At 65.8% G+C, this 18,945-nt stretch carries 18 protein-coding genes; 11 read left to right on the forward strand and 7 right to left on the reverse strand.

Features of this window, described 5'->3' with window-relative positions; genetic code table 11:
* Positions 1–16 precede the first annotated feature (16 nt).
* Together ACFSM0_RS02105 and ACFSM0_RS02110 are read right to left on the reverse strand one after the other, a co-directional pair.
* Positions 17–1,771: a heparinase II/III family protein gene (locus ACFSM0_RS02105; protein WP_377386440.1), complete on the reverse strand. Its 1,755-nt coding sequence runs from the start codon at positions 1,769–1,771 to the stop codon at positions 17–19.
* 75 nt (positions 1,772–1,846) lie between these two features.
* Positions 1,847–3,112, reverse strand: coding sequence for an RsmB/NOP family class I SAM-dependent RNA methyltransferase (locus ACFSM0_RS02110; protein ID WP_377386443.1), 1,266 nt, complete (start codon positions 3,110–3,112; stop codon positions 1,847–1,849).
* Between the two features lie 77 nt (positions 3,113–3,189).
* Between ACFSM0_RS02110 and ACFSM0_RS02115 the strand changes: the two genes are divergently transcribed.
* On the forward strand, positions 3,190–3,369 hold the full coding sequence (locus ACFSM0_RS02115) for a DUF1674 domain-containing protein (RefSeq protein ID WP_377386445.1): 180 nt from the start codon (positions 3,190–3,192) through the stop codon (positions 3,367–3,369).
* 86 nt (positions 3,370–3,455) lie between these two features.
* On the opposite strand, the gene dapB is transcribed toward ACFSM0_RS02115, so the two are convergent.
* Complete coding sequence (gene dapB, locus ACFSM0_RS02120; protein ID WP_377386448.1) at positions 3,456–4,265, reverse strand: 4-hydroxy-tetrahydrodipicolinate reductase; 810 nt, start codon at positions 4,263–4,265, stop codon at positions 3,456–3,458.
* A gap of 92 nt (positions 4,266–4,357) precedes the next feature.
* Between dapB and rbfA the strand changes: the two genes are divergently transcribed.
* The 6 genes from rbfA to rpsO all read left to right on the forward strand — a co-directional run bounded on the left by rbfA (position 4,358) and on the right by rpsO (position 8,645).
* Positions 4,358–4,795 (forward strand): 30S ribosome-binding factor RbfA, encoded by a 438-nt coding sequence (gene rbfA / locus ACFSM0_RS02125; protein ID WP_377386451.1) that lies wholly within the window; start codon positions 4,358–4,360, stop codon positions 4,793–4,795.
* On the forward strand, positions 4,785–5,513 hold the full coding sequence (locus ACFSM0_RS02130; protein ID WP_377387171.1) for a phosphodiester glycosidase family protein: 729 nt from the start codon (positions 4,785–4,787) through the stop codon (positions 5,511–5,513). The genes rbfA and ACFSM0_RS02130 overlap by 11 nt, the downstream gene beginning before the upstream one ends.
* A gap of 51 nt (positions 5,514–5,564) precedes the next feature.
* Positions 5,565–6,476 carry a tRNA pseudouridine(55) synthase TruB gene (gene truB / locus ACFSM0_RS02135; RefSeq protein ID WP_377386454.1) on the forward strand — a complete coding sequence of 304 codons (912 nt, stop codon included), beginning with the start codon at positions 5,565–5,567 and terminating at the stop codon, positions 6,474–6,476.
* On the forward strand, positions 6,473–7,003 hold the full coding sequence (locus ACFSM0_RS02140) for a DUF1643 domain-containing protein (protein WP_377386457.1): 531 nt from the start codon (positions 6,473–6,475) through the stop codon (positions 7,001–7,003). Before truB ends, ACFSM0_RS02140 begins: the two co-directional genes overlap by 4 nt.
* Positions 7,004–7,117: 114 nt before the next feature.
* The gene (locus ACFSM0_RS02145) at positions 7,118–8,230 is read left to right on the forward strand and encodes a calcium-binding protein (RefSeq protein ID WP_377386460.1); all 1,113 of its coding nucleotides are present in this window, start codon (positions 7,118–7,120) and stop codon (positions 8,228–8,230) included.
* Between the two features lie 145 nt (positions 8,231–8,375).
* Positions 8,376–8,645: a 30S ribosomal protein S15 gene (gene rpsO, locus ACFSM0_RS02150; protein ID WP_377386463.1), complete on the forward strand. Its 270-nt coding sequence runs from the start codon at positions 8,376–8,378 to the stop codon at positions 8,643–8,645.
* A 58-nt stretch (positions 8,646–8,703) separates the two neighbouring features.
* Here rpsO and ACFSM0_RS02155 read toward each other — a convergent pair whose 3' ends face one another.
* Entirely contained in the window at positions 8,704–10,140 is a 1,437-nt protein-coding gene (locus ACFSM0_RS02155) for an aldehyde dehydrogenase family protein (protein WP_377386466.1), read from the reverse strand.
* 217 nt (positions 10,141–10,357) lie between these two features.
* On the opposite strand from ACFSM0_RS02155, the gene ACFSM0_RS02160 reads away from it, so the two are divergent.
* Positions 10,358–10,573: a hypothetical protein gene (locus ACFSM0_RS02160; RefSeq protein WP_377386468.1), complete on the forward strand. Its 216-nt coding sequence runs from the start codon at positions 10,358–10,360 to the stop codon at positions 10,571–10,573.
* Between the two features lie 63 nt (positions 10,574–10,636).
* Here ACFSM0_RS02160 and pnp read toward each other — a convergent pair whose 3' ends face one another.
* Entirely contained in the window at positions 10,637–12,784 is a 2,148-nt protein-coding gene (gene pnp / locus ACFSM0_RS02165) for a polyribonucleotide nucleotidyltransferase (RefSeq protein WP_377386471.1), read from the reverse strand.
* A 232-nt stretch (positions 12,785–13,016) separates the two neighbouring features.
* Positions 13,017–13,664, reverse strand: coding sequence for an alpha-ketoglutarate-dependent dioxygenase AlkB family protein (locus ACFSM0_RS02170; protein ID WP_377386474.1), 648 nt, complete (start codon positions 13,662–13,664; stop codon positions 13,017–13,019).
* Between the two features lie 169 nt (positions 13,665–13,833).
* Between ACFSM0_RS02170 and dnaK the strand changes: the two genes are divergently transcribed.
* The 3 genes from dnaK (at position 13,834) to radC (ending at position 17,826) form a co-directional block, all read left to right on the forward strand.
* Positions 13,834–15,750 carry a molecular chaperone DnaK gene (gene dnaK / locus ACFSM0_RS02175; protein WP_377386477.1) on the forward strand — a complete coding sequence of 639 codons (1,917 nt, stop codon included), beginning with the start codon at positions 13,834–13,836 and terminating at the stop codon, positions 15,748–15,750.
* 68 nt (positions 15,751–15,818) lie between these two features.
* Positions 15,819–16,976, forward strand: coding sequence for a molecular chaperone DnaJ (gene dnaJ, locus ACFSM0_RS02180; protein WP_377386480.1), 1,158 nt, complete (start codon positions 15,819–15,821; stop codon positions 16,974–16,976).
* A gap of 82 nt (positions 16,977–17,058) precedes the next feature.
* Entirely contained in the window at positions 17,059–17,826 is a 768-nt protein-coding gene (radC, locus tag ACFSM0_RS02185; protein WP_377386483.1) for a RadC family protein, read from the forward strand.
* A gap of 3 nt (positions 17,827–17,829) precedes the next feature.
* On the opposite strand, the gene ACFSM0_RS02190 is transcribed toward radC, so the two are convergent.
* The gene (locus tag ACFSM0_RS02190) at positions 17,830–18,816 is read right to left on the reverse strand and encodes a hypothetical protein (RefSeq protein ID WP_377386486.1); all 987 of its coding nucleotides are present in this window, start codon (positions 18,814–18,816) and stop codon (positions 17,830–17,832) included.
* Positions 18,817–18,945 lie beyond the last annotated feature (129 nt).

The following is an 18,945-nucleotide window of genomic DNA, read 5'->3' on the forward strand; positions in this document are numbered from 1 at the left end:
GGTGGCAGTCCTTCGATCATCTGTCGGGTGGGGGCGGCACGGGGTCGCGATTGGCGTCGGGGGTATCGTGTGCCTTGGCCAAGGTCCAGCCAATTTGGGCAATCGGGTCGAGCAGACGGCCCGAAAGCACGATCTGTTGCGTGGCACGGGGTCGCAGACGGCCCTTTTCAAGATAGACCGAGGGCTCGAGGCTCAACTCCACCGGCGCGTCAAAGCGGAACACCCAGATCTCGCCCGACTTCAGCACCATCGACACCGCCCAGCCGCCCATGTCGAGCGCGGCATCGACATCGGGGTGGAGATGAAAGCGGATCTGGTAGGGAATACCGCGGTAGCCGCCCGCCTCCAGCACGGCTTCGAGCCGCGCCTTGTCGGAGGAGGTCATCGCGCCAAGGCTGTCGGTGCCGGTGAGGCCATTGCCATCCTGCGCAAGCTCAAGCTCGCGAATATGGGTGAGGCCATGGGTGGCCAGATAGCCGTCATGGCCAAAAAGCGCATGGCGCGCGGGGTCGGATTCGGGGCGCATCCAGACCTCGGACGGGATCTCTTCAAGCCAGGTGCGCATCTGCGCCCCGCGCCGTGTGGCCGGGCCGAGGCGTGAGGAGGAATAGCCCTCGAGCCCCAGTGTCGAATGGCTGGGCGTGGCGCGGCCCGCGCGGTGCCAGTCCGGGCCGAACATCGCCCCCGAGCCGCAGCTCACGATCAGCGGCCAGCGCCCGGAGGTTAACTCAAAGGCGAGCGTCGAGGCATGGGCATTGGCCGAGGCGGCCCCGGCGGGCGGTGCGGCCGCATCAATGATCAATGTCGAGCGCCCGGCATGAAGGCGGCCAAAGCCCATCGCCAACCCCTGCGGCGGCCCCGCGCGCGTGCCAGAGGCGGCAAGCGCCGCGTCAAGCCGCCCCGGCAGGCCCCGCCCCCCGCCATGGAAGCGCGCAAGCCCGCCATCGGCGTGGCGCAGGGCGCGCAGCGTCGGCGCAATCCGCGAGATCGCCGCCAGATGCGCGGGCAACGGGGTGCGCCCGGCGCCCTCGATGGCCTCGACCGCCCAGATCAGAAGCGTGAAAACTTCGAGCAATTCTTCCGGGTTGCGGGTCGGGATGCCGCCCCCGGCATCGACCTGCACGGCACATTCCGCGGCAAGCGCCTCTGCTGCGGGGCCGGCGTGGCGCTCCATGCCCGTGAGCGCGAGGCTCGCATAAACCAGCCCGGTCAGCGCCTCGAACCGGGGCAGGCCGGGGCTTGCGCTGCGCCAGCGCCTGGCCAGAAACAGCGTTTGTCCGCCCAAGACGCGAAAGAACGCCTCAGCCTGCGCCTTGTCGCGCCCCGAAAGGAGAAACGGCGCGTGATTGATCATGCGGATCAGGCGGCGGCCGGTCAGATCCGGGGTCCAGCCCGGCCCCTTGCCCGCGCCGAACCGCACCACCCAGTCGAACACCCAGGCCTGGGCGCGCTCCCGTGCGGGGCGATCACCCACCGCGGCGAGATCATCAAGCCAGGTGCAACCGTGCAAGACTTCCTCGAAGCTCGGATCGGGCATGGCAAGATCCCAGATCGACAGATCCTTGCCCTCGACGAGGAAGCCCGCAAAAAGGAAATTGCCCGCAACCAGCTGGCGCCCCCGTGCGAAAGAGCCGATCGAGCGCGGCTCGGGCTGATGCACGAAACCGGTGGCAGGCCGGGCGCGCGCGGCGGTGAACGCGGCCAGCCGGTCAGCGGCGGCGGCGAGCCGCCCCCGGGGCACCTTTCGGGAAGATCTCTCGCCGCCTGTCATTGCCTCTTCGCCATGCTCGCTCGTGCAGAGCTTGCGCGCACCATAATCTTGGCCCGGTTCCCTGTCATCGCCTGATTAACCCGCACAGGTCAGCGCCGCGAGGAAGAACCCGTCCATCCCGCCCCGCTCGGGCCAGAAGTCGGGGCGCAGGCGCAGGCTGCCTTCGGGCGTGATCCAGTCGGGGTCGAGCCCGGCGATCCCGGCGCGGATCACGCGCAACCCCGGATGGCGCGCCAGCGCGGCGGAAATCTGCGCCTCGCCCTCTTCGGGAAGGAGCGAGCAGGTGGCATAAACGAGCCGCCCGCCGGGCGCGAGCCAGCTCAGCGCCCGGTCCAGAAGCTGCGCCTGCAGCGCGACCAGATCCTTGATGCCCTTGGCATCCTTGACAAAGGGCAGGTCCGGGTGGCGGCGGATCGTGCCCGTGGCCGAGCAAGGCGCATCAAGCAAGATCGCATCGAACGGGGCGTCGGGGCCCCAGTCGAGCGCATCCGCGACAACGGTTTTTGCGCTCAGCCCGCAGCGCGAAAGGTTCTCCTGCAGCCGGTCGAGCCGGGGCGCGGAGATGTCGAGCGCGGTGACCTCCGCCCCCATCGCAGCGAGTTGCAGCGTCTTGCCGCCCGGCGCGGCGCACAGATCAAGCACGCGCGCTCCGGGGCGCGGGGCAAGGAGCTTGGCAGGCAGCGCCGCGGCCGCGTCCTGCACCCACCAATCTCCGCTGTCATAGCCGGGCAGTTCGGTGATCTGCCCGGCCTCGGCAAGGCGCAAGGACCCGGTGGGCAAAAGCGTGGCGCCGAGCGTTTCGGCCCAGCCCGCAGGGTCGGATTTCACGCTGAAATCCACCGGCGCACCCGCCAGATGCGCCGCCTCCATCCGCATCACCGCGGCCTTGCCGTAAGCCGACATCAGCCGCCCGCGCAGCCAGCCCGGAAGCGCGGGCGGATCGAGCCGCGCCCAGCGCGGCGCATCGGCCGCGACCTTGCGCAGCACTGCATTCACCAGCCCGGCAAAGCCCTCGGCGCGCTGCCCGCCCGAATGGGTGAGCGTGACAAGCGCATCCACCACACCATGCGGCGCATGGCCAAGCGCGCAGATCTCGACCGTGCCAAGGCGCAACAGCGCGTGCAGATCGGGCGGCGGGCGCTTGCGCAAATGGGGTTTCAGCATCGCATCGGCGCGCGGGAGCGCGCGCAGGGTGGCAAGCGCGAGCCGTTGTGCCCGGGCCCGCTCGGCGGGGGGCAGAAGTGCAATTTCGCCCGCCTGCTCGGCAAGCGTCAGCCGCTCTTCCAGCACGCCGACAAGAAGCGCCGCTGCCGCCCGCCGGGCCGGGTCGATGCTGGTCATGGGTGCGTCCTTGCTTGTTTGGAGGGTTGGCGCGGCCTATAACAGGCCCGACCCGAAACGCAAAGCCGGAGCCTGCGATGAGCGAGGAGACCCGCAAAGACCTGCCCCCCGCGGCGCTGCGCGCGCTGGCCGAGGCCGAGGAACGGCGCAAGGCCGCCAAGGCGCTTGATCTGCCGCCCGAGCTTGGCGGGCGCGACGGGCCCGAACCCGTGCGCTATGGCGACTGGGAGAAGAAGGGCATCGCGATCGATTTCTGAGCCTGGCGCCCGTGGCGCGCGCCGGGGGTTTCACACCCCCGGACCCCCGTGGGATATTTCAGGCAAGATGAACGGCAGGCCCGGCCTTAAAGGCCGAGCACGTCGATCATGTCATATTGGCCCGGCTTCTTGTCGATGCCCCAGAGCGCGGCACGGACCGCGCCGCGTGCAAAGATCACCCGATCCGTTGCGATGTGACGCAGAACGAGGCGTTCGCCCGGAGCCGCAAAGATCACGTCATGCTCGCCCACAATGTCGCCGCCGCGGATCGAGGAAAACCCGATCGCGCCCTGCGCCCGCGCGCCGGTGATCCCGTGACGCCCTGATTCGCTGTGCTCCTCGAGCGTAACGCCGCGCCCTTCGGCGGCCGCCTTGCCCAGCATCAGCGCGGTGCCAGAGGGCGCATCGACCTTGCGGTTGTGATGCGCCTCGACCACCTCGATATCCCAATCATCGCCGAGCACCTCGGCCACGGTCTTCACCAGTTTCGTCATCAGGTTGACGCCAAGGCTCATGTTGCCCGCGCGGATCTGCACCGAATGGCGCGCGGCGGGTTCGAGCGCGGCGATCTCTTCGGGGGTGAAGCCGGTCGCGCCGATCACATGCACGGCGCGGGCCTGCGCAGCGATCTTCGCAAAGCCGAGCGTGGCCGCGGGGGTGGTGAAATCGATCACCGCCTGCGCTTTGGCAAAAGCCTCGAGCGGATCATCGGTGACGGTCACGCCCAGCGCCGGCCCGCCCATCGCCTCGCCCAGATCCTGCCCGAGCCAGCCGTGGCCCGGGCGCTCTACCGCGCCCACCAGCCGCGCCTTGCCAGAGGCCTTGAGTGTCGCGAGCAGCATCTGCCCCATCCGCCCCGAAATTCCGGTGATCGCCACGCCCGGCAAATCGCTCATCGCACCCTCCATCGGTTTTGCTTTCCTTAGCCCGCGCAGGCGTGATTGGCAAAGCCGTTGCGAGACGGGGGCGAAAGCTCTATGTGGCAGGCATGGCAAAGAACCGCTTTTCTTCTGGCGAGGGCCCCTCGCAACGGCAACTCCGCGTCGGCGAACTCATTCGCCGCACGCTTTCCGACGTGCTGATGCGCGGCGAGGTGCATGACCCTGACCTCAACCGGATCTCGATCACGGTGGGGGAGGTGCGCCCCTCGCCCGATCTGAAGGTGGCGACCGTTTACGTTGCGCCCCTGGGCGGCACGCTCGGCGGCGAGAGCGGCGAGGCGATGCTGGCAGCCCTGCGCCGCCATTCGGGCGAGCTGCGCCACCATGTTGCCAAGGCGATGACGCTGAAATACGCCCCCGACCTGCGGTTCCGCCTCGACGAGACCTTTGACCGGCTCGACGAGACGCGGCGGATCTTCTCGGATGAAACCGTGCAGCGCGACATTGCCGCGCGGGACGAAGACGATGAAGCCGATCTGGGCTAGGCTTTTTGCTGCGCTTGCGCTTGTTGTGCCGCGGGTGGCGCTGGCGGGCGCGCCTTGCGAGACCGTCACCTTTGAAGACAAGCCCTTCAGCGTTTGCACCGTGCAGGCCGGGCAGGATCTGCGGCTCTGGCTGAAAGATGACACGGGCACCGTGCTTGGCACGTTTGAGCGGGTGAAGGCGCATCTTGGTGCGGGCGAGCAGCTCGTTTTTGCGATGAACGCAGGCATGTATGCGCCCGACCGGATGCCCGCCGGGCTTTATGTCGAGAACGGGAAAGAGCTGCATGGCATCGTGACGCGCGAGGGGCCGGGCAATTTCGGCATGCTGCCCAATGGCGTGTTTTGCATGTCCGATGCATTTGCGGTGATCGAGAGCCGGGCCTTTGCCGCAGATCCGCCCGCCTGCCGCTATGCCACGCAATCGGGGCCGATGCTGGTGATCAATGGCGCGCTGCATCCGCGCTTTTTGCCCGAGAGTGACAGCAGCTATATTCGCAACGGCGTTGGCGTGTCCGCAGATGGGCAAACGGCCTGGTTCGTGATCTCCGACCGGGCGGTGAACTTCCATCAATTTGCGCGGTTCTTCCGCGATCGCCTGGGCGCGCCCAATGCGCTCTATCTGGATGGGTCTATCTCGCGGCTCACTGTCCCCGCGCAGGGCCGGGCCGATTTCGGCTTGCCGATGGGGCCGATCGTCGGGCTTGTCGCGCACGATTGACCCGGAGCCCGCGAGCGGCTAGCAGGCGGGCCTGCAAAAAGGGAGCATCTCATGGGCCGCAAGAAGGGGCGCGATATTTCCGGCTGGATCGTCGTCGACAAACCGGCGGGGGTCAGCTCGACCGCGGTTGTCGGCAAGGTCCGCTGGGCGCTCGACGCGAAGAAGGCGGGCCATGCCGGCACGCTTGATCCTGCCGCGACCGGGGTTTTGGCGATTGCGCTCGGCGAGGCGACGAAGACCGTTCCCTTCATCACCGATGCGATGAAATGCTACCGGTTCCTCGTGCGCTTCGGGGCTGCGACCGCGACCGATGACGCCGAAGGCGCGGTGCTGGAAACCTCTGACAAACGGCCGACGGATGCCGAGATCGCGGCGGCGCTTGGCGCCTTCCGCGGCGATATCCAGCAGGTGCCGCCGCAGGTCTCGGCGGTGAAGGTCGAGGGCGAGCGCGCCTATGACCTTGCCCGCGAAGGCGTGGCGATGGATCTCGCCGCGCGGCCCCTTTGGGTGGAGAGCCTCGAGGTGATTGCGCGCCCCGATGCCGATACGGTCGAACTGGAGATGGTTTGCGGCAAGGGCGGCTATGTGCGCGCCATTGCCCGCGACCTGGGCCGCGCGCTCGGTTGCCTTGGCCATGTGGCATGGCTGCGCCGGGTCTGGTCCGGCCCGTTTGAGGCGGAAAACGGCCTGAGCCTCGAAGAGATCGACGCGCTCGCCCGCACGCCAGCGCTTGAGGCGAAGCTCCTGCCGCTGGAAATGGGCCTCGACGACCTGCCCGAGGTCAAGGCCACGGTCGAGGGCGCGGTGCGGCTCAGCCATGGCAACCCGGGGCAGGTGATCTGCTCGGGCATCGAGTTCGGCACCGAGGTCTGGGTCAGCCGCGACGGGCGCGCCATCGCGGTGGGGCGCTACATGGGCGGCGAGGTTCACCCGGACCGCGTGTTCAACCGGGGCGAGGCGTGATCACCCGCAGCCATATCAAGGGCGATGCGCCCTCGATCGCGGTCTATTCCGATTGCGAGCACTATCGTTACCTGCTCACCCGGGTCTGGGACGACAGCCTGCCGCGCGCCCTTTTTGTGATGCTCAACCCCTCGACCGCGACCGAGGTGCAAAACGACCCGACGGTGGAGCGCTGCGAACGCCGCGCCCGCACGCTCGGCTTTGGCGCGTTCCGGGTGACCAACATCTTTGCCTGGCGCGCCACCGACCCAAAGCAGATGCGCGCGCAGGCAGACCCGGTCGGGCCGGAGAACGACACGGCGATTCTCGACAGCCTTGGCTGGGCAGGCGGCGCGGAAGACCGGATCATCTGCGCCTGGGGCACGCATGGCGCGCATCTGGGCCGCGGGGCGGCGGTTGAGGCGCTGTTGCGCCATTCCGGGCGCGATCTGCATTGCCTTGGCCTTACCGCCGCGGGCGCGCCGCGCCACCCGCTCTATCTCGGCTATGCCGCGCCGCTCCAGCTCTGGAGCGCAGGGCCCGGTTGAGCGGGCCTTAACCAAACCCCGAAAAACCCGGCGCCTGCGCCGCATTTTCCCGATTTGTTCGCCCCCGCGCAACCTCTTGAGGCTAGTCTTGCCTCAGGTGTGTGAGGGGATGTCATGCTGCTCTTTTCGGGCTTTCTGGGCCTTTTGATGGCCGGTCTGGCGGCCGGGTTTCTCCCGGATGCGGGGCATGATCCGGACGCGGATCATGCCGAGACGGACGACGGCATGACCGATCATGGTTCTGGCGGCACGGTGCTTGAACCGGAACCGGCCCCCGACCCTGAACCCGAACCCGAACCCGCGCCCGAAGACCCCGCCGCAGGGGGCTCCGAGACCGGATCAGACACCAGCGTGACCACATTGCCGGGCTACCCGGAACCGCCCGGCGACCCGGAAGCCTCGCCCGATCCGACCGAAGACTCCGACATCCTCTGGGGGGATCTGTTCAACGACACGATCGACGGGCTCGGCGGCGACGACCAGATTGACGGCGCCGAGGGCGATGACAGCCTGCAGGGCGGCGCGGGCGACGACAGCCTGCAAGGCGGGGTTGGCGATGACACGCTCGACGGTGGCGACGGAGACGATTCGCTTGCCGGCGAGGATGGCGACGACAGCCTCCGTGGCGACGTGGGCGATGACACGCTCGCGGGCTATCTGGGCGACGACAGCCTTTTGGGTGGCGAGGGCGCAGACAGCCTTTTGGGCGGCGCAGGCGATGACAGCCTTGAGGGTGACGCGGGCAATGACAGCCTGCAGGGCAATGATGGCGATGACACGCTCACGGGCGGGCCCGGCACCGACGAGCTTTTTGGCGGGGCGGGCGCGGATCTGCTCAACGGAGTGGTGCCCTCTGACGAAATCGGTAACATGGATGCCGACGGGGCGGATTATCTCAACGGCGGCGCAGGGGCAGATACGCTGATGACAGGATCGGGGGACTGGGATGCCGGAGGCGAGGATGACGATCTCTTCGTGCTGGGCGACTGGATCGACCCCGCCATGCCGGCAACGATTGCCGATTACGATTCGGGCGCCGATCAGATCGTCGTGGTCTATGACCCCGAAAGCGATGCCGCGCCGGAATTGACACTCGAACCCTCCGATATCGAGGGCAATCTCTGGGTCGCGCTCAATGGCACGCGGCTCGCAGAGGTGATCGACGCGGGCGATCTCACGGCTTCGGACGTGCTTTTGATCACGCCCGCGGAGCTGGCTGCGCTGTGAACGCTTGCGGGCCTTTTGCATCGGCCCTTTCTTTTTGCTGCCATTTCCGCTAAACGCCGCCATCCGCCGGATTCGGCGGAGCCTCCACGGGCCTTGCTGGACGACATCCCGGCCTGCGCCATAACCCTTAACCAAGGAGACCCCGATGTCGATCACCGTCGAAGAAAAGAACCGCCTCATCAAGGAATACGCCACCAAGGAAGGCGACACCGGCTCGCCGGAAGTCCAGGTGGCGATCCTCAGCTCGCGCATCGCGACGCTGACCGAGCACTTCAAGGAGCACAAGAAGGACAACCACTCGCGTCGTGGCCTTCTGATGATGGTGGCCCAGCGCCGCAAGCTTCTCGACTACCTGAAGAAGAAAGACGTTGCCCGCTACCAGTCGCTCATCGAGCGCCTCGGCCTGCGCCGCTGATCTTTCCGAAATCGGAACGGAACGCCTGCCCCCCGGGGCAGGCGTTTTGCGTTGGGGCTCACTCCGCCCAGCCCGAGATCGATTTCACTTCGCAGAATTCCTCGATCCCCCAGCGCCCGCCCTCGCGCGCCCGGCCCGAGGCGCGCACGCCCCCAAAGGGCGCGCCCGCGCCGCGGCTCTCTCCGTTCATCTCCACCATGCCCGAGCGCAAGACCCGCGCCAGCCGGTTGCGCCGGGCGCCATCTTGCGACTGCACGTAATTGGTCAGCCCGTAAGGCGTGGCATTGGCAATCTCGACCGCTTCCGCCTCGGTGTCGAACGGCATGATCGAGAGCACGGGGCCAAAGATTTCCTCGTTCATCACCGTCATCTCCGGGGTGCACTCGGCAAACACCGTCGGGCGCACAAAGAAGCCCTTGTTGAGCCCCTCGGGGCGGCCAAGCCCCCCGGCCACGAGCCGCGCGCCCTCCTTGATGCCGGTTTCGATCAGGCCCTGGATCTTCTCGTATTGCGCCGCGTTCACCACCGGGCCGATATGGCGGCCCGGCTCGTGCGCCGAGCCAACGCGCGTTTCCGCCGCAACGCGGGCGGCAATCTCCACCGCGCGCTCGTAAAGCGGGCGCTCGACCAGCATCCGGGTCGGCGCATTGCAGCTTTGGCCGGAGTTCTGCATGCAGTGCCGCACGCCCCGCGCCACCGCCTTCTCATCGGCATCGGCGAAGACAAGGTTTGCCCCCTTGCCGCCAAGTTCGAGGCAGACGCGCTTGAGCGTTTCTGCCGCGGCCTTGGAGATTGCGCGCCCCGCGCGGGTCGAGCCGGTAAAGGAGATCATCTCCACATCGTCATGTGTGGAAAGCTGCGTCCCCACGCCCAGACCATCGCCGTTGACAAGGTTGAACACGCCCGCGGGCACGCCCGCCTCATGCATCATTTCGGCAAAGAGGATCGAGGAGAGCGGCGATTCCTCCGAGGGCTTGAGCACCATCGTGCAGCCCGCAAGCAGCGCCGGAACGACCTTCAGCGTCACTTGGTTCATCGGCCAGTTCCACGGCGTGATCAGCCCAACAACGCCCACCGGCTCATAAGCGATCATCGCGCCGGGCGTGCCGTCTCCGAGCGGATGGACCCACTCGAAATCCTTTGCCGCCTTGATGAAATTCGCAATATGCCAGCTTCCGGCGCTGGCCTGAGCCTCGCGGGCAAAGTCGATGGGCGCGCCCATTTCAAGGCTCATCGCTCGCGCCATCTCCTCGCTTCGGGCAAGATAGGCCTCAAGGAGACGCTCGACCGCGGCCAGCCGCTCGGCGGGCGGCGTCGCCGCCCAGCCCGGCCCGGCCTGCAGCGCGGCCGCTACGGCCGCATCGGTATCGGCCTGATCGCCGAGCGAGATGATCGCGCAGGGTTCCTCGGTTGACGGGTCGATCACGAAGTGATCGCGCGGCAGCGCCGGCGCGACCCAATGGCCACCAATGTAAAAGTCCCGTTTCTCGATCATCCTGTTCTCCCTTTTGTCGCAGCGTGACAGGCGGGAAAGCCGGAAACAAGCCTCTGCCTGCGGCCTTGCTCGCGCCAAAATCACAAAATTGGTTATCTAAACTTACCAGTCATGCAGATCTCGCATCACGGCCTTTCCGCATCGGCGTTGGTGAAAGGCCGGGGAATAAGTTACGTTAGCGGTATCGGGAGGAAAACTTCAACGTGATGAGGCTCCGATGACCTTCGCCCCTGCTCTGTCCCTGCCGCGCCTGCTGAGCGTGGAATCACTGTCCCGCAAGATCGCACAATGGCGTGAAGCTTGGGAATTGCACCGCAAATACCTGACGTTGCTCGAAGAGCTGCAAAGCATGAGCAACCGTGACTGGGACGATATCGGCCAGTCGCGCCTGAACGCGCATGAAATCGCGCGGCAAACCATCTACGGCCGCTGAGCCGTAACGCAACAGCCCCCGCACGGGCGGGGGCTGCGGATCATTTGGAAGAGACCCGTAGGATCAGCCCTCGGCTTGCTCTTCTTTCTTCTCGGCCGCGATCTCGGCGCCGGTTTCCTGATCGACCATCTTCATGCCGAGCCGGACCTTGCCGCGATCGTCGAAGCCGAGCAGTTTCACCCAGACTTCCTGACCTTCTTTCAGCGCCTCGTTCGGATGGTTGAGGCGCTTGCCCGCGATCTGGCTCACGTGCACCAGCCCGTCGCGCTTGCCGAAGAAGTTCACGAAGGCGCCGAAATCGACGAGCTTCACGACCTTGCCGCGGTAGACCTTGCCTTCTTCCGGCTCTGCCACGATCGAATAGATCATGTCATAGGCCTTCTTGATGGCATCGCCATTGGCCGAGGCGATCTTGATGATGCCATCGTCGTTGATGTCGACCTTGGCGCCCGAAACCTCGACGATCTCGCGGATCACCTTGCCGCCCGAGCCGATCACTTCGCGGATCTTGTCGGTCGGGATCTGCATCGTCTCGATGCGCGGGGCATGGGCCGAGAACTCGGTCCGGCCCGCCGAAAGGGCTTTCGCCATTTCACCGAGGATGTGCATCCGGCCATCTTTCGCCTGCGCCAGCGCCTGCTCCATGATCGCCGGGGTGATGCCCGCGACCTTGATGTCCATCTGCAGCGAGGTGATGCCGTTCTCGGTGCCCGCGACCTTGAAGTCCATGTCGCCGAGGTGATCCTCGTCGCCAAGGATGTCGGTCAGCACGGCCCATTTGCCATCGTCTTCGAGGATCAGGCCCATCGCCACGCCAGCCACCGGGGCTTTCAGCGGCACGCCCGCATCCATCATCGAGAGCGACGACCCGCAGACCGTCGCCATCGAGGACGACCCGTTCGACTCGGTGATCTCGGAGACAACGCGGATCGTGTAGGGGAAGTCGGTCGCCGCGGGCAGAACCGCTTGCAGCGCGCGCCAGGCAAGCTTGCCGTGGCCGATTTCACGACGGCCGGGCGAGCCCACGCGCCCCACTTCGCCAACCGAATAGGGCGGGAAGTTGTAGTGCAGAAGGAAGTTCGAGCGGAAGTTGCCGTTCAGCGCGTCGATGATCTGTTCATCATCGCCGGTGCCGAGCGTGGTCACCACAAGGCCCTGCGTTTCGCCGCGGGTGAACAGCGCCGAGCCATGCGTGCGCGGCAAAATCCCCACTTCCGAAACGATCGGGCGCACGGTGCGGGTGTCGCGACCGTCGATCCGGGCGCCGCCGCTGATGATGTCGCCGCGCAGGATGCCCGATTCGAGCTTTTTGATCGCCGAGCCGAAGTTGATGTCGGCCAGGTCTTCCTCGGTCATCTTGGACTTGATCAGCTCGACCGTCGCCGCAATGGCATTGGTGCGCTCTTGCTTGTCCTTGATCGCGAAGGCCGCGCGCATCTCGGTCTCGCCCGCGGCTTTCACCTTGGCGTAAAGTTCCGAGTAATCGGGTGGGCTGAAGTCGAAGGGCTCTTTCGCCGCGTCTTCGGCGAGCGAGATGATCAGGTCGATCACCGGCTGCATCTGCTCATGGCCGAATTTGACGGCGCCGAGCATCTCTTCTTCAGAAAGCTCATAGGCTTCCGATTCCACCATCATCACGGCGTCTTTCGTGCCGGCGATGACGAGGTCGAGGCGCTGCTCGGGGTTGTCGCGCAGCTTGGTCATGTCGTCCATGGCCGGGTTCAGCACATAGGCGCCATCAACAAAGCCCACACGCGCCGCGCCGATCGGGCCCATGAAGGGCACGCCCGAGATCGTCAGCGCCGCCGAGGCGGCGATCATCGCGACGATGTCAGGGTCGTTGACGAGGTCACACGAGAGCACCGTCGCCATGACGAGCACTTCGTTTTTGAAGCCCGGCACAAAGAGCGGGCGGCAGGGACGGTCGATCAGACGCGAAACCAGCGTTTCCTTTTCCGAGGGACGGGCTTCACGTTTGAAGAACCCGCCGGGGATCTTGCCGGCGGCGTAGTATTTTTCCTGATAGTGCACGGTCAGCGGGAAGAAGTCCTGCCCCGGCTTCGCTTCTTTCGCGAAAGTGACGTTGGCCATGACCGAGGTTTCGCCCAGAGTGGCGATCACCGAGCCATCGGCCTGACGGGCAACCTTGCCCGTTTCCAGCGTGAGCGTTTCGTCGCCCCACTGGATGGATTTTTTCGTAATGTTGAACATCGCGTATCCTGTCTGGGAGCACGCATGGGCCCGTCCCATGTCTCCCGGCATATGGCGGCCCCATTGCCGCCGCCCCCTATCCTTCGCATGTGCCCGGGGGTTTGGGCCTCACGTCGCAGATGGGGGCGCGAATACAGGAAAACAGGGCTTTTGGAAAGCATTGAGTTCACAATCCCCCTGCAATCAGGGGTTTTGGGCCCATTATTTTACCCGCAAGGGTTGCAAGCCCCGTTCAGGTGACCACTCGCAACGTCACATTGAGGCGCCCGCCCTGGGCCAGCAGCGGCGAGGTATCCGGCGCGATCCGGTCGATCCCGTGATACAGAAGCCGCGCCGCTCCCCCCATGACGAGCACATCACCCGAGCGCAGCCACAGGCTTTGCGTCTTGCCGCCCCGCGTCTCATTGCCGATGCGGAAAAGCCCGTCATCGCCCAGCGAGATCGACACCACCGGCGCGGCAAAATCCGCCTCGTCGCGGTCCTGATGCAGGCCCATCCGCGCGCCCGCGCGGTAATGGTTGATCAGGCAGCACTCGGGTTCACGCGCAAAGCCGGAGACGGCGCGCCAGATCGCCAGCACGCTCTCGGGGATCGCGGGCCAGCCCCTGCCGCCCGGATGGGTCTCGCTGTAGCGGTAGCCGCGCCGGTCGGAGACCCAGCCGAACCGCCCCGCAGAGGTCATCTGCACCGACATCGGCTTCCCGGTGGGGGTCATCGGCGAAAAGAGCGGCGCCGCGGCCACCACCGCGCGCAGATCCGCCACCAGCCCCGCCTGTTCGGCGGGGGTGAGCCAGCCCGGATAATACCGAAAACCGCGGATCTGTTGCGGCTCCGGGCGTTGTGGAACAGGAGCGGCAGATGCACAGCCGATTTGTGTCATTTGTCGCAAACTCCCGTAGCGAGGGTTCTTGCAGGGCTATTTTCCCCTCCTTATATACGCCTGAAGCCGGAACGGGCCACCCGGGCCGGGCCAAACTGAAACCTTGGGATTGGGGCCGGGGGCCTGATGGGACCCGCCCTCACCTGTCGCCGAAAGAAGAGGTATTGAAATGGCCAAAGTCATCGGGATCGACCTCGGGACCACGAACTCCTGCGTTGCCATCATGGACGGCTCGCAGCCCCGCGTGATCGAGAACTCCGAAGGGGCGCGCACGACGCCCTCGATCGTCGCTTATACGGACAGCGAACGTCTGGTGGGCCAGCCCGCCAAACGCCAGGCCGTGACCAACCCGACCAACACGATCTTCGCCGTCAAACGGCTGATCGGCCGCCGCACCACCGATGCGGAAGTGCAAAAAGACAAGAAACTCGTCCCCTATTCCATCGTTGACGGTGGCAATGGCGACGCTTGGGTCGAAGTGCATGGCGAGAAATATTCGCCCTCGCAAGTTTCGGCCGTGATCCTGCAAAAGATGAAGGAAACCGCCGAGAGCTATCTGGGCGAGACCGTCACGCAGGCCGTGATCACCGTCCCCGCCTATTTCAACGACGCGCAACGCCAGGCCACCAAAGATGCGGGCAAGATCGCCGGCCTTGAAGTGCTGCGCATCATCAACGAGCCGACCGCCGCCGCGCTGGCCTATGGGCTCGACAAGAAAGACACCAAGACCATCGCCGTTTATGACCTCGGCGGCGGCACCTTCGACATCACGATCCTCGAGATCGACGATGGCCTGTTTGAAGTGAAATCCACCAACGGGGATACCTTCCTCGGCGGGGAAGACTTCGACATGCGCATCGTCCATTACCTCGCCGACGAGTTCAAAAAAGAGCACGGCGTCGATCTCACGAAAGACAAGATGGCGCTGCAACGGCTGAAGGAAGCCGCTGAAAAGGCGAAGATCGAGCTGTCGTCCTCGAGCCAGACCGAGATCAACCAGCCCTTCATCTCGATGGATGCGAAATCGGGCACGCCGCTGCACATGGTGATGAAACTCACCCGTGCGAAGCTCGAAAGCCTCGTGGAAGACCTGATCAAGGCCTCGCTCAAACCCTGCGCCGCCGCGCTGAAAGACGCCGGTGTCTCGAAAGACGAGATCGACGAGGTCGTGCTCGTGGGCGGGATGACCCGGATGCCGCGCGTGGTCGAGGAAGTGACCAAGTTCTTCGGCAAGGAGCCGCACAAGGGCGTGAACCCGGATGAGGTCGTGGCACTTGGCGCTGCCATTCAGGCGGGCGTGCTGCAAGGCGACGTGAAAGACGTGGTGCTGCTCGACGTCACCCCCCTCAGCCTCGGCATCGAGACGCTGGGCGGTGTGTTCACCCGGCTGATTGACCGCAACACGACGATCCCGACGAAGAAAAGCCAAGTCTTCTCGACCGCCGAAGACAACCAGAACGCGGTGACGATCCGGGTGTTCCAGGGCGAGCGCGAGATGGCCGCGGACAACAAGATGCTCGGCATGTTCAACCTTGAGAACATTCCGCCGGCGCCGCGCGGCGTGCCGCAGATTGAAGTGACCTTCGACATCGACGCGAACGGCATCGTCTCCGTTTCGGCGAAGGACAAGGGCACCGGCAAATCGCAGCAGATCACCATTCAGGCCTCGGGCGGTCTCTCGGATGACGACATCGAGAAAATGATCAAGGACGCCGAGGCGAATGCCGAAGCCGACAAGACCCGCAAGGAGCTGGTGGAAACCCGCAACCAGGGCGAAAGCCTGCTGCACTCGACCCGCAAGTCGCTCGAAGAGCATGGCGACAAGGTCGACAGTTCGACCGTCGAGATGATCGAACTGGCCTGCAATGCGCTTGAAGAGGCGCTGAAAACCGACGAGCCCGGCAAGATCAAGGGCGCGGTGCAGAACCTGACCGATGCCGCGATGAAGCTCGGCGAGGCGATCTACAAGGCGCAGGCCGCGACCGAGAACAACGCGGAAGCCGAAGACGAAGACGGCCCGCGGTCGGTGGATGACGACATCGTCGACGCCGATTTCGAGGACATGGGCGAAGACAAGCGCAAGTAAGCGCCAGAACCTGAGAAGCGGGCCCCCTTGCGGGGCTCGCTTTGATGTTCTCACAGCGGGGTTCTGCAATGGCAAAACGTGATTTCTACGAGGTTCTGGGCGTCGCCAAGGGCGCCTCGGCCGAGGAGATCAAGAAGGCCTATCGCACCAAGGCGAAAGAACTTCACCCCGACCGCAACAAGGACAACCCGAACGCCGAGGCCCAGTTCAAGGAAGCGAACGAAGCCTATGACGTGCTGAAGGACGCCGACAAGAAGGCGGCCTATGACCGTTTTGGCCATGCGGCCTTTGAGGGCGGCATGGGCGGCGGTCCGCGGGGGCCCTATGGGGCGGGCGGTCAGGGCGATTTCGCCTCGGCCTTCTCGGATGTGTTCGAAGACCTGTTCGGCGATTTCATGGGCGGGCGTGGCGGCCCGGGCGGCGGCGGGCGTTCGCGCGCGACCCGTGGCTCGGATCTGCGCTACAACATGCGTGTGACGCTTGAAGAGGCCTACAAGGGCGCGCAGAAAACGATCACCGTTCCGGGCTCGGCGCCCTGCACCTCGTGCAATGGCACCGGCGCCGAGGGCGGGGCCGAACCGCAAACCTGCCCGACCTGTTCGGGGCTGGGCAAGGTGCGCGCGCAAAACGGCTTTTTCACCGTGGAACGCACCTGCCCCACCTGTGGCGGCCAAGGTCAGGTGGTCAAAAACCCCTGCAAGGTCTGCCATGGCGCGGGCCGGATCGAAAAGGAACGCACGCTTTCGGTCAACATCCCCGCGGGGGTGGAAACCGGCACCCGGATCCGGCTTGCGGGCGAGGGCGAAGCGGGGCTGCGCGGCGGCCCGGCGGGGGATCTTTATATCTTCATCGAGGTGCGCGAGCATGCGCTCTTCCAGCGCGAGGGCGTGAACCTCTTTTGCCGCGTGCCGGTGAGCATGGTGCTTGCTGCGCTCGGTGGCGAGGTCGAGGTGCCAACGATCGACGGCGGACGCTCGAAGGTGAAGATCCCGGTGGGCAGCCAGTCGGGGCGGCAAATGCGCCTGCGCGGCAAGGGCATGCCCGCTTTGCGCGGCGGCGCGCAAGGCGACATGGTGATCGAGCTTGCGGTCGAAACGCCGGTCAACCTCACCGTCCGGCAAAAGGAACTGCTCGCCGAATTCGAGCGCATTCAGGCCGAAAACAATCCCGAAGGGGCCTCCTTCTTCAAGAAGGTCAAGGGCTTCTGGGACGGGATGAAAGGATGACAGGGCGCCTTCGGGCGCCCTTTCGTTACCGGTTGCAAGCACCGTTAACTTTTCATTTACCATGCGCGCGCAGACTGCGCGGATGAAACCGCGCGGCCCCAGCCCTGACGAGCGGTCGCTGCCGCTCTTCGGCGACCTCGACGAGGCGCCGGTGGCGGCGCTTGGCCCGGAAAAACTTCCCTCCTATATCGCCGATCATCGCAAACGGCTGCGCGCGCGCTTCATGGAGGGCGGCGCCACGGCGATGCCCGATTATGAACTTTTGGAACTGATCCTGTTTCGCGCCCTGCCCCGGCAAGATGTCAAACCGCTCGCCCGCCGCCTGCTCGATGTGTTCGGCACTTTCGGGCAGGTGCTCTCCGCCCCCGCCGCCCGGCTGACAGAGGTTTCCGGCGTCGGAGATGCGGTGGTGCAAGAGCTGAAGATCGTCGAGGCCGCGGCACAGCGGCTGGCCAAATCACGGGTGATGCAGCGCCCGGTGCTGTCGTCATGGCAGGCGTTGATCGACTATTGCCACACCGCGATGGCGCATCGCACCACCGAGCAGTTTCGGGTGCTGTATCTGGACCGCAAGAATGTGCTTGTGGCGGACGAGGAGCAGGCGAAGGGCACGGTCGATCATGTGCCGGTCTACCCGCGCGAGGTGGTGAAGCGCGCGCTTGAGCTTGACGCCTCCGCGCTCATTTTGGTGCACAATCACCCCTCGGGCGACCCGACCCCGTCAAGCGCCGATATTGCGATGACCGCGCAGGTGGAGGCCGCGGCGCGGGCGCTTGGCCTCACCCTTCACGACCATCTGGTGATCGGCAAGGGGCGCGAGCTGAGCTTCCGCGCCGAGGGCTTGCTTTGAGCCTCAGCGCGCCGCCACGTTGAGCGGAAAATCAGGAAGTGGCATCACCACAAGCCCGCTGGCATCGGCGCAATCGGGCATCGAGAGATCAATCCAGGATTCCGCCTCGCCCGTGCCGCGAAGCACCCGCGCCCCTGCCCCCGCCAGATCACGGCCGCAATTGCCCGGCGTGACCTCGGTTTCAAGCGTCATGCGGATATCCGTCATCGTCGCGGGCGCGGTGTAGATCTCGGTGCGCATCGCCGCCTCCGGGTCCGCAAAAACCGCCATCCAGCCGCCGTAGGCGGTCTCGGGCGCGCGCGGCGCCTGCGCCGACACATCCCCCACTCCCCCCGGCAAGGCGCCGTATTCATACCCGTGCAGGGCCATGCCATCGGCAGAGCCAGACAGGATCGCCACCCGGTTCACCTCTGCCAGATCGGGGACAGCAAGCGTGACCTCGGGCCCGTTCGTGCCGGGCATCTCGAGCGAGAACCGCGCATCACTCGCCATTGCGGGCACGATGCCGCTCCAGTCACCGGTTTCAGACAGCCGGACCGGCAGGCGCAACCCCTCGTGGCGGATCTTCACCAGCGCGCCGGGGGCGCAGGGGGCATGCACTGTCAGATGCACACTGGCCGACGCCGCGGGCGCGGCCCGCAACGTGGGCGCGGCGCAGCTTGGCGGGCGCGCGTCAAGATCAAAGCCGGGGCTCGCCGGTTCCTCCGCGGGCGGCAGCGCCTGCGCCAGATCGGGCGAAGCGCCAAGCCGCGGCCCCGCCGCAGGCATCGGCAAATCGGGGAGGCGCTCCCCCGCCTCGGACCCGGGGAAGACCGCCCCCGGCCCCCCCGCCGCTTCGGCGACATCGGGCGCCTTGGCCGCGCCGGGATCAAAGGAGGGCTGCGCCGCAGGGTCGAGACCGTAGAGGGCCGAGTTCTGCATCACGTGGCCGGTCGTCGCGGCCAGCACGAAGGTGGTGCCGACAATGAGGATTTTGTGAAGCGCTTTCATGGCCGATTCCCCTTTCCGTTGCCCCAAAATCTCAGGCGATCAGGGCGAGGGTTGGGCCGAACGGGGGTATTGTTTCCCCATTCGTGCCACATTCGTAAATGCTTAACCATTCCGGCCAAAATGAAAACG

Source organism: Rhodobacter lacus, from assembly GCF_042683065.1.
GTDB classification, from domain to species: Bacteria; Pseudomonadota; Alphaproteobacteria; order Rhodobacterales; family Rhodobacteraceae; genus Rhodobacter; species Rhodobacter lacus.

Coding starts and splice junctions, on each gene's coding strand:
- ACFSM0_RS02105 (WP_377386440.1), bottom strand. CDS start 1,771: ATGACAGGCGGCGAGAGATCTTCCCGAAAGGTGCCCCGGGGGCGGCTC.
- ACFSM0_RS02190 (WP_377386486.1), bottom strand. CDS start 18,816: ATGAAAGCGCTTCACAAAATCCTCATTGTCGGCACCACCTTCGTGCTG.
- pnp (WP_377386471.1), bottom strand. CDS start 12,784: ATGTTCAACATTACGAAAAAATCCATCCAGTGGGGCGACGAAACGCTC.
- dnaK (WP_377386477.1), top strand. CDS start 13,834: ATGGCCAAAGTCATCGGGATCGACCTCGGGACCACGAACTCCTGCGTT.
- ACFSM0_RS02170 (WP_377386474.1), bottom strand. CDS start 13,664: ATGACACAAATCGGCTGTGCATCTGCCGCTCCTGTTCCACAACGCCCG.
- dapB (WP_377386448.1), bottom strand. CDS start 4,265: ATGAGCGATTTGCCGGGCGTGGCGATCACCGGAATTTCGGGGCGGATG.
- rpsO (WP_377386463.1), top strand. CDS start 8,376: ATGTCGATCACCGTCGAAGAAAAGAACCGCCTCATCAAGGAATACGCC.
- ACFSM0_RS02145 (WP_377386460.1), top strand. CDS start 7,118: ATGCTGCTCTTTTCGGGCTTTCTGGGCCTTTTGATGGCCGGTCTGGCG.
- ACFSM0_RS02160 (WP_377386468.1), top strand. CDS start 10,358: ATGACCTTCGCCCCTGCTCTGTCCCTGCCGCGCCTGCTGAGCGTGGAA.
- radC (WP_377386483.1), top strand. CDS start 17,059: ATGAAACCGCGCGGCCCCAGCCCTGACGAGCGGTCGCTGCCGCTCTTC.
- ACFSM0_RS02115 (WP_377386445.1), top strand. CDS start 3,190: ATGAGCGAGGAGACCCGCAAAGACCTGCCCCCCGCGGCGCTGCGCGCG.
- rbfA (WP_377386451.1), top strand. CDS start 4,358: ATGGCAAAGAACCGCTTTTCTTCTGGCGAGGGCCCCTCGCAACGGCAA.
- ACFSM0_RS02155 (WP_377386466.1), bottom strand. CDS start 10,140: ATGATCGAGAAACGGGACTTTTACATTGGTGGCCATTGGGTCGCGCCG.
- ACFSM0_RS02110 (WP_377386443.1), bottom strand. CDS start 3,112: ATGACCAGCATCGACCCGGCCCGGCGGGCGGCAGCGGCGCTTCTTGTC.
- truB (WP_377386454.1), top strand. CDS start 5,565: ATGGGCCGCAAGAAGGGGCGCGATATTTCCGGCTGGATCGTCGTCGAC.
- dnaJ (WP_377386480.1), top strand. CDS start 15,819: ATGGCAAAACGTGATTTCTACGAGGTTCTGGGCGTCGCCAAGGGCGCC.